Genomic DNA, 14,072 nt, shown 5'->3' with positions numbered 1-14,072 from the left:
GACCAAGGAGGCATCAATGAGCTTTGAGACGATCAAGCGTGACGTGAAGATCTGCATGTTCGACCAGTACGGCACGGTCGTCGACATGCAGGGCGGCCTGACCAGGATCGCGGCGCCCTTCCTCGCGAAGAAGGGCTGGAAGGGCGATCCGAACTCCTTCGTCACGTGGTGGCGTCGCACGCATTTCGAGAACTCGATGATCGATGCGCTGCTGCATCGCGAGCACACGCCCTATCGCGAGATCGGGCACCGCGCGGTTGCCCACGTCATGGACCGCGCCAAGATCGATTACACGATGGACGATGTGCGCTACCTCGTGGGCGAGATCGAGAAGCTGGTGCCGTTTCCGGAGGTGCCGGACGCACTCGCGCGGCTGCAGCGCAAGTACAAGCTCGTCGTGCTCTCGAACGGCGATCCCGACATGCTCGAGACCGCGAAGCAATACCACAAGGTCCCGTTCGATCGGGTGATCTCGGTGGCGGAGGCCAATTCGTTCAAGCCGCATGTCGCGACCTATACGAAAGCGGCCGAGATCATGGGCGTGCAGCCGGCGCAGGTGCTGTTCGTGGCCAATCATGCCTTCGACTGCATCGGCGCCAAGTCCGCCGGCATGCGGACGGCCTTCATCGACCGGCGCAGCCGCCCGTTCGGCATCACGCCGCATCAGCCCGACATCCTGGTGCCGTCGATGAAGGACCTCGCCGATGCGATCGTCTGATCGCGAGCCGCTGTCGGGCATCAGGGTCCTCGACCTCTGCCGGGTGGTCTCCGGCCCGTTTGCCACGATGCAGCTCGGCGATCTCGGCGCCGACATCGTCAAGATCGAGGATCCGCGACAGGGCGACGAAAGCCGCCGTTACGGCCCCCCGTTCATCGGCGGCGAGAGTGCGTATTTCCTGTCGGTGAACCGCAACAAGCGAAGTTGTGCTATCGATCTGAAGTCGCCGGCCGGGCGCGACGCGGTGCTCGATCTTGCATCCGTCGCCGACGTCGTTATCGAGAACTTCCGCCCCGGTACCTTGGACAAATGGGGGCTCGGCTTCGACGCGCTGAGGGCCCGCAAGGGCGACATCATCCTGTGCAGCATCTCGGGGTTCGGCCGCACCGGCGCCGACGCCGCGCGCCCTGGCTACGATCTCATCCTGCAGGGCGAATCCGGCGTGATGCACATTACCGGCGATCCGGATGGGCCGCCGACCAAGGTCGGCACGTCGATCGCCGACCTCGTCACGGGCCTCTATGCGTCGCATTCGGTGCTGGCTGCCCTGATGCGCAAGAGCCGCACCGGCGAGGGCGGCCGGGTCGACGTCTCCATGCTCGACGCCATGGCATCGCTGCTGACCTTCAACGCCGGCATGTACTTCGCCTCGGGACAAAGCCCGAAGCGCCGCGGCAATGTTCATCCGACCATCAGCCCGTATGAACCGTTCGAAGCGAGTGACGGCTGGATCAATGTCGGGGTCGCGAACGACAAGTTCTGGGCGGCGTTTTGCGGCGTCATCGACCGTCCGGAGTTGCGCGAAGACGTGCGCTTCGCCACCGCCCCGAAGCGCGCGGCGAGCCGCAATGAGCTCGTCGCGATCCTTTCGCCGATCTTCGCGCGGAGGAGTCGCGCCGACTGGCTGCAGGCGCTCGGTGTGGCAGGCATTCCGTGCGGCGCGATCAAGTCGGTCGGCGAGGTCTGCGAAACGCCTCAGCTCACGCAGCGCGGAATGGTCCAGACCATCGGCCATCCGGCCGCGGGAGATGTGAAGTTCATCGCGAGGCCGACGCGATTCGGCGACGTCCCGCCGCCACCTTCCACGCCGCCGCCAATGCTCGGCGAACACACGCGCGAGGTGTTTGCGGAATGGCTCGGCTGGAGCGACGATCAGCTCGGGAGATTTGCCGACGAGGGCGCGTTCGGCGACTTTGGACGGACGTTCGTGCGCCCGCCCCTGTGAGTCTCGTTATGTAGGCATCGTCGTGAGAGATATCGCCGAGCAGATGCCGCGTCGCGCCGTCGGCGACGAGCGGCGGATCGTTCTTCCTGTCGCGCCTCTTCGGACCGAAATCTGGCACTTTGCGCTTGCGGGCAGCCTCCCTCGGACGGGGCACTGGCATTGCCAGGATCGATATCCGGTTTCATACTCTGGCATAGGCCGGAGCCGGCCAGCTAACCTGACGGCGCGGCCAACCCGGAGAATGCAAGAGACGATACCGGGTTACTGAGCGGCGGAGAGACGGCGATGTCGTTTCGTCTCGCATTTGCCTTTGTGTCGATAGCGGCGCTCCTGGTTGATCCGACTGACGCCGTGTCGCAGGACATGCTGCGGAGTGTCGACCTCAACAGTCCGGAAATGACGACGTCGGAGATGACGCGCGCCGAGGTCGACGCGCTCCTCAAGTCGGTCCCTCAAGGGGACGGACGCGCTGCGGATTTGGATGGAAAGCGACTGTCGCACCTCGATCTCTCGGGCCTCGACTTCACCGGCGGCAACCTTCATCTCGTAAAGCTCAACCGGACCAATCTGAAAGGCGCCCGCTTCGATCGGGCTATCTTGAACCAGGCTTGGCTAATCGACGCAGACTTGACCGGGGCGTCCCTCGTCAAGGCATCGCTGCTCGGCACGCAGATGCAGCGTGCCAGGCTTGGCGGCGCCGACTTGAGCGGCGCTCGGATAACCGCCGATCTTTCCGGCGCCAGCCTGATCGGGGCCAGGCTTGCGGGCGCCGATCTGAGCGCTGATATGCGCAACCAATCGATGGGCCTGATGCGTGGCGTGCTCAAATCCGCCGATCTGCGGAACGCGGATCTAAGCGGCGCCAATCTCTCGCGCGCCGATCTCGAATTCGCGCAACTGCAGAACGCCAATTTGGCGAACTGCAGCCTCCACAGAGCTGACCTTGCGGGAGCCGACCTATCCGACGCTAATGTCGCCGGCGCAGATTTCACCGAGGCCGACCTTGCGTCGGCTCTGTTGCCGAGCGCGGCCACGCTGGCCGAGGCCCGCAATCTGGACAAGGCCCGGAACTTGAACCTGGCGCGGCGCCCCCGTTAGGGATCGAATTGCAGTGTCCTGCGACAAGACCTATGTTCTGTCTTGAGAACCACGCAGCCGCTCATCGTGCGGCGGGCAGGACCACGGTGGATGGTTGCATGTCGCACCGGAGGTGATGCCATGACCATTTCTCCCAGACTGCACAACTACCTTGCTGCAGAAAACATCGAGTACGACGAAATCCCGCACGTACTGACGATGTCGTCCGCCCTTACCGCCCAGGCTTGTCACGTCTCGGGCGATCGCTTGGCCAAGGCCATTGTGCTGCGCCGCAACGACGGGTACCTGCTCGCCGTGCTGCCGGCATCGCATCACCTCAGGCTGGCGGATCTCAGGGCGAGATTCGGTGACGATATCGCCATGGCCGCTGAGGGCGAGATCGATCGGCTGTTCGCGGACTGTGCGCACGGGGCGGTTCCCGCCGCCGGCAGCTGCTACGGGCTCGACGTTATCGTTGATGACAGCATCCGGATGCAGCCCGAGATCTATATCGAAGCTGGCGATCATGAGACGTTGCTTCATCTCGGTCGTGCGCAATTCGCACGCCTGACCGCCGGTTCCCTGCATGGCAGCTTCAGTGCGCACGACTGAGGCGGCGTGACAGCGGGACCGTCTATCGGTGCGCTCCGACCGGAGCATGATCCGGAAAGGTGCGAAGCGGCTCTCTCCCGAGACAAGGGAGGAACGCGCTTGCGCGGAGATCATGCTCAAGCAAGGGGCTCGAGCGCGATGACGCTTCGACCCGGTTTCACCGCGCCTTAAGGCGCAGCACGCATGCAGTCGCGCCAGCTCTGCTGTATAGTTGCGAGCGAGGGGGCTGCTGCCTTGGACGGGAGGTCCTCCATGAAAGTCAAGGACGTGATGCACAAGGGCGTCGATTGGGTAAGCCCCGACACCCCAATCACCGAAATCGCGAAATTGATGCAAGGGCACGACATCGGCTGCATTCCGATCGGGCAAGACGATCGTCTGATCGGGATGGTGACGGATCGCGACCTCGTCTGCAAAGGTCTCGCGAGCAAGGACTTCAACTCTGCGCGCACCACGGCGCGGGATGTGATGACGGAAGGCATACACTGCTGCCGGGAAGACGACGATCTGACGAAAGCTATACATCACATGGAAACGCTGAAGATCCGCAGACTGCCTGTGATCAACAAGAGCAAGCGGATGGTTGGCATGATCAGCCTGGGCGATGTGGGCCACTTTGCCGGTGATGATCTCTTGTCTCAATGCGTGAAGAGCGTGTCGGCTCATCATTGAGGCGAGGCCGGGCGGATCGCACGACGATCCGCCCGACATCTCGTTATTATCCGGTCGATCAACCGAGGTGATGAACCTTCTGCAAGCCGTAGACCGGGGTTGGGATGCCTTCCATCCGCGCCTTCAGTTGCAGCGCCAGATATTGGGAGTAATGCCGCGACTGGTGCAGGTTGCCTCCGTGGAACCACAGCGCTTGCTGCTGGGTTGGCTTCCACATGTTGCGCTGCTCGCCCTCCCACGGGCCGGGGTCCTTGGTGGTCTCGGATCCAAGACCCCAGACCTTGCCGACCTTGTCGGCGACGTCCTTCGAGATCAGGTCGGCGGCCCAACCGTTCATCGAGCCGTAGCCGGTGGCATAGACGACGAGATCCGCGGGGAGTTCGGTGCCGTCAGCGAATCTGACGCCGGTCTCGGTCAGTTCCTGCACCGCCGCGCCCTTGCCGCTCTTGAGCTTGATCGAACCGTCGATCACGAGATCGCAGGCGCCGACGTCGATGTAATAGCCCGAGCCGCGGCGCAGGTACTTCATGAACAGGCCGGAGCCGTCGTCGCCCCAGTCATGCATGAAGCCGATTTTCTCCAGCGCGGCGTAGAAATCCTTGTCGCGCTCGCGCATCTGCTCGTAGAGCGGGATCTGGAATTCATGCATGATCTTGTAGGGCAGCGAGGCGAAGATCAGATCGGCCTTGCGCGTGGTCATCCCGCTCGCCACCGCCTGCTCCGAATAAAGCGTGCCGAGCCCGATATCCATCAGCGTGTCGGACTTCACGATATGCGTTGATGAGCGCTGCACCATGGTGACGTCGGCACCACCTTCCCACAGCGCCGCGCAAATGTCGTGGGCGGAGTTGTTGGAGCCGATCACCACCACCTTACTGCCGCGATATTTCTCCGGCCCCGGGTGGGTCGAGGAATGCTGCTGCTCACCCTTGAAGATGTCCTGCCCCTTGTAGGTGGGCCAGTTCGCCTTGCCCGACATACCGGTCGCCAGCACGAGCTGCTTCGGCTTGAGCGTGATCTCCTTGCCGTCGCGCTCGACCACGACGGTCCATTCCCCGGCTTTCTCGTCATACTTGGCCGACTTCGCCGTGGTCGAGCTCCAGTAGTTGAGCTCCATCACCTTCGTGTACATCTCCAGCCAGTCGCCGATTTTGTCCTTCGGTGCGAACACAGGCCAGTTTTTCGGGAAGTCGATATAAGGCAGATGGTCGTACCAGACCGGATCGTGCAGGCAGAGCGACTTGTATCGCTTGCGCCAGGAATCGCCGGCGCGTTCGTTCTTCTCGATGATGATGGTCGGCACGTTCAGTTGCCGCAGCCGCGCGCCAAGCGCAATGCCGCCCTGCCCACCGCCGATGATCAGCGCATAGGGTTGTTTTGCGTGACCAAGCTCGGTGATTTCCTGGTCGCGTTCCTCGCGCCAGCTCTTACGGTCCTTGCCATGACCGTGCTTGGCGCCGAGCGGACGGGTAAAGCCGGACTTCTCCTCATGTCCCTTGAGCTCGGCCATCGTGGTGAGCAAGGTCCAGATGCGTCCATCCTTCATGCGCAGGTGACCATAGCCGCGCGCGACATCGGTCTCGAACTCGATCCAGCTCTCGATGATGCCGCCGGCCTCGCTGGCAGCTTCGCCATCGGCAATGCGCCATCCCGACGGTTTGCTGTCCGCAAGCCGCGCCTTCAGCATGTCGCGGATCTGATCCTTGTCTTCCATGGTTTTGATGTTCCAGGTGAAGGTGACCAGATCGCGCCAGTAGCAATCGGTCTGGAACAGCGCGATCGCGCGTTCGATGTCACCCGACGACAATGCGGCGTTGAACTCATCGAGCAGCGCGGTGATCTTTCCGTCCGGGGCCTTCGTGAGCATGTTTCATTCTCCCATATGCCGGCGTCGATCGCCTTTGCGTCGTGGTTCCGGCGCGTTCGTTAGCGAGGTCGAATCTTGCCTCGACCACCATGTCAGCAAGCCTCATGCCACTGCCGCGCATCTCGAAAAACGCTCGGCATTTCCTCGCGTTAACTGCCGGCGCCAGGCCGCCTCACTTGTTGCGCCATGCAACAGGTGTTGCACGCAACAAACTTGATCGGCGGCACAATCCGAGTGACACTTGACGCAACAACGTGCGGGGAAACATCCAGGAGCATCAGCCGTGACGACGGAGCGGGCTGCGCACATCGACGAGCTGGTTCGCGTTGCGGTCGGCCAGACCAGCGCGCGTGATGCAATCATCCATCAGTCGTGGGTACGATGCGTCTCCGAACACAAGCTCGATCCGCTGGTGCTGCGCGACGCTCATATCGTGACGTCCGGGCGACTGCGCGAGCATCGCGACGCCATGGACGAATTCCTCCACACGGCGCGCTTCGGCGTCGAGATGCTGTATCGTCAGATCGCCGGACTCGGCTACGTCCTGCTGCTCACCGATGCCAGGGGCATCACGGTGGATTTCATCGGCGACCCGACATTCAACAACACGCTTCGCAGGGCCGGCCTCTATCTCGGTGCCGACTGGAACGAGCCGCATGCCGGCACTTGCGCAGTCGGCACTTGCATCGCGACCGAAGAAGCTCTGACGGTGCATCAATCCGACCATTTCGACGCCACCCATATTCCGCTGACCTGCACGGCCGCGCCGGTCTTCGATCCCAGCGGCAAGCTCGCTGCGGTGCTGGACATCTCCGCGCTGCGTTCGCCGGAGCCGAAGGCCAGCCAGTTCCTGGCGCTGCAACTGGTCAAGTCGTTCGCCCACAAGATCGAGAATGCGAACCTGCTGAACCGTTTCCGGCAGGAATGGATCATCAAGCTGTCCGGCTCCGCGGAATTCGCCGATGTCGATCCGGATTATGTCATGGCCGTCGATAGCAACGGCCGCATCATCGGTTTCAACAATCGCGCAAGGCAGCTGCTCGCCCGCGAACTGGCCAAGCGTCCGGACCTGCGCCTGCGGGCCGACGGCTTCGGCGTGTCCGACATCTTCGAATGCACCATCGACGACCTGCCGCGCTTCGCCCATTCGCGGCCCACCGGCCAACGCACGCTGCGGCTTGCCAACAGCGGTGCGACGCTGTTCGCGCAGACCCTGCCGCCCCCGAACAGGCTGGCGGCGCCGGCCTCCTCCCGCAGCGAGTCGGCGCTTCCGGCGCCGCTGCGCAACCTGTTCCGCGGCGATCCCGCCATGCATCATGTGGTGACGCGCGCTGCCAAGCTCATCAACACCCAGATGGGCTTGCTCATCACCGGCGAAACCGGCACCGGCAAGGAGCACCTGACGAAGGCGCTGCATTCGGTCAGTGCGCGGGCAGGCAGGCCCTTCGTCGCCGTCAACTGCGCCGCGCTGCCGGAGAGCCTGATCGAGAGCGAGCTGTTCGGCCACGAGGCGGGCGCCTTCACCGGAGCGGCGGCCAAGGGCAAGAAGGGTCTCGTGCTCGAAGCCGACGGCGGCACCCTGTTCCTTGACGAGATCGGCGACATGCCGATCTCGTCGCAGACGCGCCTGTTGCGCGTGCTCGCCGAGCGCGAGGTGACGCCGGTCGGCCGCACCCGGCCGGTCCCGCTCAATGTCCGCGTCATCGCTGCCACCCATCGCGACCTCGTCGCGCTGGTGAAGGCGGGGCAGTTCCGCGAGGATCTCTATTTCCGCCTCAACGGCGCGGTGCTTGCGCTGCCTCCGCTGCGTCAGCGGACCGATATCGAGTGGCTGATCGATCAATCCCTGCATCGGCTTTCGACGGAGCACAAGGCCAACTATGCGCTGACGGCAAGCGCGCGCAGCGCGCTGCTCAAGTACCAATGGCCTGGCAACATCCGCGAGCTGATCAACGCGCTCGATCATGGCTGCGCGCTGTCGAACGACGGCACGATCGATCTTGCCGATCTGCCGGACCGGATCGCTCATCCCCTGGGCGAGGATATCGCCCGAAAGCCGGTACGTGGCAGAGCGGCGACGTCGCGGCAAGCCGATGCGCTACTTGCAGCGTTGCGCAACAATCGCTGGAATGTCTCGCGGGTGGCACGCGAACGCGGCGTCGATCGCTCGACCATCCATCGCCAGATTCTCCGCTTCGGCATCACGATGCCGAAAGACCTGACCTGAGTGCAGCCGCTGTCCGTCAGATACGACATCCCTGCCGAACGGTGGCGCGAACCCGCACATAATTGAAATTGCATGTGATTTTTCCTGCCCGGGCGTTCGGCCGCCGTCGCCGCCGACTTCGGCCCATCCGCTGTCGCAAGCGAAATTCAGCACGCCTCACGGCAGCGTGCGCCGCTCGCTGCGGGATCGTAGTATTGTCGTCGGCAGCCGTCGAAGCTAGGATTTCGTGTTAGCATTCGATCGCGGCGCACGAAGAGATGCACTCCAGAATCAAGCGGATGGTCGCGGCTGCGATCGGACGGCACGGCAAATGGAGGACATTATGGCGTGGCGTGACGACAAGGCCCGGGCAGCCCTGATCCGCGATGCAGCGGGCAGCGTGCCAGCGGGCAAGAGCCCCCGGGCCTTTGCCGAGCCCTTGTTCGGCTACACCAACATCGAGGATCTCGCCAATTACGATGCCGCCTCGCTTGCCCTCCTGGCGGAGCAGGCCTGGGAGCACGTGCAGCGGCGTACCGCCGGCAGCGCCGATATCCGCGTCGTCAATCCGACGTTGCCGAACGGGCGCGAGATTTCCGTGCTCGAAATTCTCAACGACAACATGCCTTTCCTGTTCGATTCCACCATGGCGGAGCTCGCCGAGCAGGGCCTCGAGGTCACCCTGGTCGCTCACCCGATCATCGCCGTGGAGCGCGATGAAGGGGGCAAGCTGTTGCGATTCTATGGGGAAGCACTGCCGGAGGGAGCAAAGGGCGCGCGCGAAAGCCTGATTCATCTCCACATCACCCGCCTGGACGCGGATTCCGATCGCCAGAAGCTGATCGACGGCCTGACCAGGACGTTGAACAATGTCCGCGCCTGCGTTGCCGACTGGCGCGTCATGCGTGACAGTGTCGAGGAAGCGATCAAGACGTTCTCTTCCAATCCGCCGCCGCTGCCGATCGACGAACTCGCCGAAGCCAATCAGTTCCTGCAATGGCTCTGCGCGGACAATTTCACTTTCCTCGGCGTGCGCAAATATCGCTTCTCGCCCGACAGCGACGCGTCGGACGACATTACGACCGGCGAAGGCCTCGGCATCCTGCGCGATCCGGACGTGAAGGTCCTGCGCCGGGGCAGCGAAATGGTGGTGATGACGCCGGAAATCCGCGAGTTCATGCACGAGCCGACTCTGCTGATCGTCATCAAGGCCAATGTCTCCAGCCGCGTCCATCGCCGCACCCGGATGGATTATGTGGGCATCAAACTCTACTCGCCCGACGGCCGGCTCGAAGGCGAGTTGCGCGTCGTCGGCCTTTTCACCTCGGGCGCCTATACTCGCTCGGTACGGCAGATCCCTTATGTCCGCCACAAGGTTTCGCGGGTGCTGCAGCGCGCGGGCTTCGACCCGAACGGCCATTCCGGCAAGGCGCTGATGCATATTCTCGAAGATTATCCGCGTGACGAGCTGTTCCAGATCGACGTCGACACGCTCTATAACTTCGTCATCGAGATCCTGATCCTCTACGAGCGTCCGCGCGTCCGGGCGTTGCCGCGGGTCGACAAGTTCGATCGCTTTGTCTCCATCCTCACCTTCATTCCGCGCGACAAATACGACACCGACGTCCGCACGCGCGTCGGAGCCTTTTTGGCGCAGGTCTACAAGGGGAAGCTGTCCGCCTCCTACGTATCATTCCCTGAAGGGGCGCTTGCGCGTGTCCACTTCATCATCGGACGCTATGAAGGCAAAACGCCCGTCGTCGACCGCGCCCTGCTCGAAGCCGGGATCAGCGCCATTGCCGCGACCTGGGCCGACAAGCTGAAGGCCGCGCTCACGGCGTCGACCGATGGCATGCGGGCGCGCATGCTCACCAACCGATATGCCCAGGCCTTCAGCGGCGGCTATACCGAGGTGTTCGGCGCGGAACAGGCGATCGCCGATATCACGACCGTCGAAAAGCTGACGCCGGCCCGCCCGGTAACGATTTCGGTTTACCGCATCGAAGGCGACGATCCGAGGCGCTTCGGCCTTAAGGTGTTTTCGGACGCCGTACCGTTGTCGTTGTCCTACCGCGTGCCGGTGATCGAAAATCACGGCCTGCGCGTGGTCAACGAACGCACCTATCAGATCGTGCCCGGTACCAGGCCTGCGCCGGTCTGGCTGCACGACATGACGATCGAGACCAGTGACGGCCAGCCCATCGAGATCAACCCAGAATTCAGCCATCGCCTGGAAGCCTCGATCATGGCGGTGGTGACCGATCGCGCCGAATCCGACGGATATAACGGCCTGATCCTGCGCACCGCCCTAAGCTGGCGGGAAGTCTCGACCATCCGGGCGCTGTCGCGTTATTTGCACCAGATCCGCGCTCCGTTCACCCAGGATTACATGTGGGAGACCTTGCGCAAGAACGCCGCGATCACGGCCAGCCTGGTCGCGATGTTCCAGACCCGCCTCGATCCGCGCCTCGCCTTGACGGACGCCGAGCGCGCGGCGCGTGAGACGGCTTTGCTTGCCGAGATCGAGGAACAGCTCAAATCCGTCGCCTCGCTCGATGAAGACCGCATCCTGCGCCGCTTCACCAATCTGGTGCAGGCTACCGTTCGCACCAATCTGTGGCAGATCGGCGAGGATGGACATCCGCGTCCGGTGATCTCCTTCAAGTTCGAGGCGCGCCGGATCGACGACTTACCCGCTCCACGACCGCTCTACGAGATCTTCGTCTATTCCCCTCGTGTCGAAGGCATTCACCTGCGCTTCGGCAAGGTTGCGCGCGGTGGCTTGCGCTGGTCCGACCGGCCGCAGGATTTCCGCACCGAGATCCTCGGCCTGGTGAAAGCGCAGCAGGTCAAGAACGCCGTGATCGTGCCGGTCGGTGCCAAGGGCGGCTTCGTGCCCAAGCGCCTGCCGCCGCCTTCCAAGCGCGACGCCTGGCTTGCGGAGGGCACCGAAAGCTATCGCATCTTCGTTCGCTCGCTGCTCGAACTCACCGACAATCTCGACGGCGACATCGTCGTGCCGCCCGAATCCACCGTGCGCCACGACGGCGACGACCCTTACCTCGTCGTTGCCGCCGACAAGGGCACCGCCACCTTCTCCGATGTCGCCAACGCGATCTCGGCCGAGAAGAACCATTGGCTCGGCGATGCCTTCGCATCCGGCGGCAGCCAGGGTTATGACCACAAGAAGATGGGGATCACGGCGCGCGGCGCCTGGACGGCGGTCAAGCGCCACTTCCGCGAGCTCGGCACCGACATTCAGACCATGCCGTTCACCGCGGTCGGCGTCGGCGACATGTCGGGCGACGTTTTCGGCAATGGTATGCTGCTCTCGCCGGCGACAAGGCTTGTGGCGGCTTTCGATCATCGCGACATCTTCATCGATCCTTCGCCCGATCCATCGACCAGCTTCGCCGAGCGCCAGCGCCTGTTCGATCTGCCGCGATCGAGCTGGCAGGACTACAACAAGTCGCTGATCTCGCAGGGCGGCGGCGTGTTCTCGCGCTCGCTCAAGGCGATCCCGCTTGCGCCGGAAGTGCGCACGCTGCTCGATCTCGACAAGCCGCAGGCCACGCCTTTCGAGGTGATGACGGCGATCCTGAAGGCTCGCGCGGACCTGTTGTGGTTTGGTGGCATCGGCACCTATGTCCGCTCCTCCGGGGAAAGCGACGATCAGGTCGGGGACCGCGCCAACGATCCGATCCGCATCGCGGGTGGCGACGTGCGCGCCCGGGTGATCGGCGAAGGGGCCAACCTCGGCGTTACCCAGCGCGGCCGCATCGAAGCGGCGCAGAAGGGCGTCAAGCTCAACACCGACGCCATCGATAATTCGGCCGGCGTGAACACGTCCGACGTCGAGGTCAACATCAAGGTCGCACTGGCGCGCCCCGAGCGCGAGGGACGCCTCAGTCCCACTGACCGCAACAGCCTGCTTGCCGCGATGACCGACGAGGTCGGCGTGCTGGTGCTGCGCAACAACTATCTGCAGACGCTGGCGCTCTCGCTGGCCGAGCGCAAGGGTGTGGCCGAGACCGGTTTCCTCACCCGCCTGATGCAGTCGCTCGAACAGCGCGGCTTGCTCAGCCGCGCTGTGGAGTTCTTGCCCGACGACGCCGCGCTCACCGAGCGCACACGGCGCGGCCAGTCCCTCGCGCGGCCCGAGCTTGCCGTGTTGCTCGCCTACGCCAAGCTGACCCTCTACGATGACCTGCTCGTCACCAGCGTGCCCGATGACCCCTATCTTGCCCGCGAACTATCCCAGTATTTTCCGCGCGAGGTTCAGGACAAATTCCCGACCGCGGCCGGATTGCATCGCTTGCGGCGGGAGATCATCGCGACCAGTCTCGCCAATGCGGTGATCAATCGCGGTGGCCCGGCCTGCGTCGTGCGCTTGATCGACGAGACCGACGCCGATATCCCGACCATCGTGATGGCCTATGTGGCGGTCGACGAATGCTACGGCCTGAAGTGGCTCAATGACGCGATCGACGCGCTCGATGCCTGCATCGACGGGCAGCTGCAGCTGTCCCTCTACGCTTCAGTGCAGGACCTCCTGCTCCCCCGCATGGTCTGGTACGTGCGCAATGCCGATTTCAAGGACGGGCTGGAGGCCGTTGTCGCGCGCTTCGGCCCGGCGATCCGCCAGATCGTCGCCGGGCTCGACGCTGCCTTGCCGCCGGACTTGCAAGCCGCGCGCGTCAAGCGGCGGCAGGAACTCGCCGACGCCGGTGTCCCGGCCGGCCTCGCCGGCGAGCTCGCCGATCTTGACGCTTTGGTCTCGGCTCCCGACATCGTGACGGTTGCCGAGCGCACCAAGCGCCCCATCGGCGATGCCGCCGCGACCTTCTACGCCGCCGAGGCGAATTTCCGTCTCGACCGCATCATCGCCGCCGCACGCAGTGTGCCGGCCAACGATTATTTCGAACGCATGGCCATCGATCGCGCCGTCGAGCAGATCGCCGGCGCCGAAAGGAGACTGGCGGCCGATATGCTGGCAACCGGCCAGTCTGGCCAGCAGGCCGTCGAGACCTGGCTCGCGGCTCACCCCGAGGCGACGCGTATCCGCCGCTCGGTCGAGGAGATCGCTGCCAGCGGCCTGACCCTCGCCAAGCTGACGGTGGCGGCGAACCTGCTGGGGGACTTGGTCAAGGCCTGACGGCGTGCGAGGCAGCGACGTGAGAAGTGCGATGCTGGCGCAGGTAGTTAGCCGGGAAACGGAGGAATCCAATGATCCACGCCACTTGCCATACCGCCGACAACGTTCGCTGCATCGAGTTCGATGCCACACCGTGGTTCAGCGAGGCTGATGCTCCGAGCATTATCGATTTGGCCCAACGAGGATGGACCAGCACTGCGATTGCAGATTCCCTCGAGCACAGACAAGGATACGAACGCCTGCACGACCTCGTTGAGTATGCGGCGAAGCGACTGCAACTGGAATCTCTGGAGGACCCAACCTGGGAAACCTTCGAGTGTATCGTCGATGGACCCGAGGCCGTCGCCTGGCTCGAGAAAAACCGGCCCAACGTTGTTGCAAGAATCCCCTAAGCCGCGGGGAGCGCAGCAAAGGCTACAATTGAACGGCGGCAAACGAAGCGGAAATGGCGCACCCGACACGATTCGAACGTGTGACCTTTGCCTTCGGAGGGCAACGCTCTATCCAGCTGAGCTACGGGTGCGTGCAGGGGTTCATTTA

General features: G+C 63.6%; 9 protein-coding genes and 1 tRNA gene. 8 read left to right on the top strand and 2 right to left on the bottom strand.

What is annotated here, in order from left to right; all coding sequences use genetic code 11:
- Positions 1-16: 16 nt before the first annotated feature.
- From ACVWY5_RS37835 to ACVWY5_RS37815, 5 genes are all read left to right on the top strand, one after another.
- A complete protein-coding gene (locus ACVWY5_RS37835; protein WP_028335588.1) occupies positions 17-718 on the top strand; it encodes a haloacid dehalogenase type II in 702 nt (233 codons plus the stop codon).
- Complete coding sequence (locus tag ACVWY5_RS37830) at positions 705-1,943, top strand: CaiB/BaiF CoA transferase family protein (RefSeq protein WP_028335589.1); 1,239 nt, start codon at positions 705-707, stop codon at positions 1,941-1,943. Before ACVWY5_RS37835 ends, ACVWY5_RS37830 begins: the two co-directional genes overlap by 14 nt.
- A 285-nt stretch (positions 1,944-2,228) precedes the next feature.
- Positions 2,229-3,041, top strand: a complete 813-nt coding sequence (locus ACVWY5_RS37825) for a pentapeptide repeat-containing protein (protein ID WP_028335590.1) — start codon at positions 2,229-2,231, stop codon at positions 3,039-3,041.
- Between the two features lie 120 nt (positions 3,042-3,161).
- Positions 3,162-3,632 carry an aminoacyl-tRNA deacylase gene (locus ACVWY5_RS37820; protein WP_028335591.1) on the top strand — a complete coding sequence of 157 codons (471 nt, stop codon included), beginning with the start codon at positions 3,162-3,164 and terminating at the stop codon, positions 3,630-3,632.
- A gap of 252 nt (positions 3,633-3,884) precedes the next feature.
- Positions 3,885-4,304, top strand: a complete 420-nt coding sequence (locus ACVWY5_RS37815; RefSeq protein ID WP_028335592.1) for a CBS domain-containing protein — start codon at positions 3,885-3,887, stop codon at positions 4,302-4,304.
- 58 nt (positions 4,305-4,362) lie between these two features.
- On the opposite strand, the gene ACVWY5_RS37810 is transcribed toward ACVWY5_RS37815, so the two are convergent.
- Entirely contained in the window at positions 4,363-6,171 is a 1,809-nt protein-coding gene (locus ACVWY5_RS37810) for an NAD(P)/FAD-dependent oxidoreductase (protein WP_028335593.1), read from the bottom strand.
- Positions 6,172-6,454: 283 nt separating this feature from the next.
- Here ACVWY5_RS37810 and ACVWY5_RS37805 point away from each other — a divergent pair, with 283 nt between their 5' ends.
- The 3 genes from ACVWY5_RS37805 (at position 6,455) to ACVWY5_RS37795 (ending at position 13,924) form a co-directional block, all read left to right on the top strand.
- Positions 6,455-8,398 carry a sigma-54-dependent Fis family transcriptional regulator gene (locus ACVWY5_RS37805; RefSeq protein ID WP_028335594.1) on the top strand — a complete coding sequence of 648 codons (1,944 nt, stop codon included), beginning with the start codon at positions 6,455-6,457 and terminating at the stop codon, positions 8,396-8,398.
- Between the two features lie 310 nt (positions 8,399-8,708).
- Positions 8,709-13,532, top strand: a complete 4,824-nt coding sequence (locus ACVWY5_RS37800) for an NAD-glutamate dehydrogenase (protein WP_028335595.1) — start codon at positions 8,709-8,711, stop codon at positions 13,530-13,532.
- Between the two features lie 71 nt (positions 13,533-13,603).
- Positions 13,604-13,924, top strand: coding sequence for a hypothetical protein (locus tag ACVWY5_RS37795; protein ID WP_028335596.1), 321 nt, complete (start codon positions 13,604-13,606; stop codon positions 13,922-13,924).
- Between the two features lie 54 nt (positions 13,925-13,978).
- On the opposite strand, the gene ACVWY5_RS37790 is transcribed toward ACVWY5_RS37795, so the two are convergent.
- A tRNA-Arg gene (locus tag ACVWY5_RS37790) sits at positions 13,979-14,055 on the bottom strand.
- Positions 14,056-14,072 lie beyond the last annotated feature (17 nt).

The organism is Bradyrhizobium sp. USDA 3256, assembly GCF_054058275.1.
The sequence above is the reverse complement of the archived record's forward strand: the minus strand, read 5'-3'. Positions and strand labels throughout refer to the sequence as shown.

Excerpts from the sequence above, each read along its gene's own strand:
- ACVWY5_RS37835 (WP_028335588.1), top strand. The coding sequence starts at position 17 with ATGAGCTTTGAGACGATCAAGCGTGACGTGAAGATCTGCATGTTCGAC.
- ACVWY5_RS37830 (WP_028335589.1), top strand. The coding sequence starts at position 705 with ATGCGATCGTCTGATCGCGAGCCGCTGTCGGGCATCAGGGTCCTCGAC.
- ACVWY5_RS37825 (WP_028335590.1), top strand. The coding sequence starts at position 2,229 with ATGTCGTTTCGTCTCGCATTTGCCTTTGTGTCGATAGCGGCGCTCCTG.
- ACVWY5_RS37820 (WP_028335591.1), top strand. The coding sequence starts at position 3,162 with ATGACCATTTCTCCCAGACTGCACAACTACCTTGCTGCAGAAAACATC.
- ACVWY5_RS37815 (WP_028335592.1), top strand. The coding sequence starts at position 3,885 with ATGAAAGTCAAGGACGTGATGCACAAGGGCGTCGATTGGGTAAGCCCC.
- ACVWY5_RS37810 (WP_028335593.1), bottom strand. The coding sequence starts at position 6,171 with ATGCTCACGAAGGCCCCGGACGGAAAGATCACCGCGCTGCTCGATGAG.
- ACVWY5_RS37800 (WP_028335595.1), top strand. The coding sequence starts at position 8,709 with ATGGAGGACATTATGGCGTGGCGTGACGACAAGGCCCGGGCAGCCCTG.
- ACVWY5_RS37795 (WP_028335596.1), top strand. The coding sequence starts at position 13,604 with ATGATCCACGCCACTTGCCATACCGCCGACAACGTTCGCTGCATCGAG.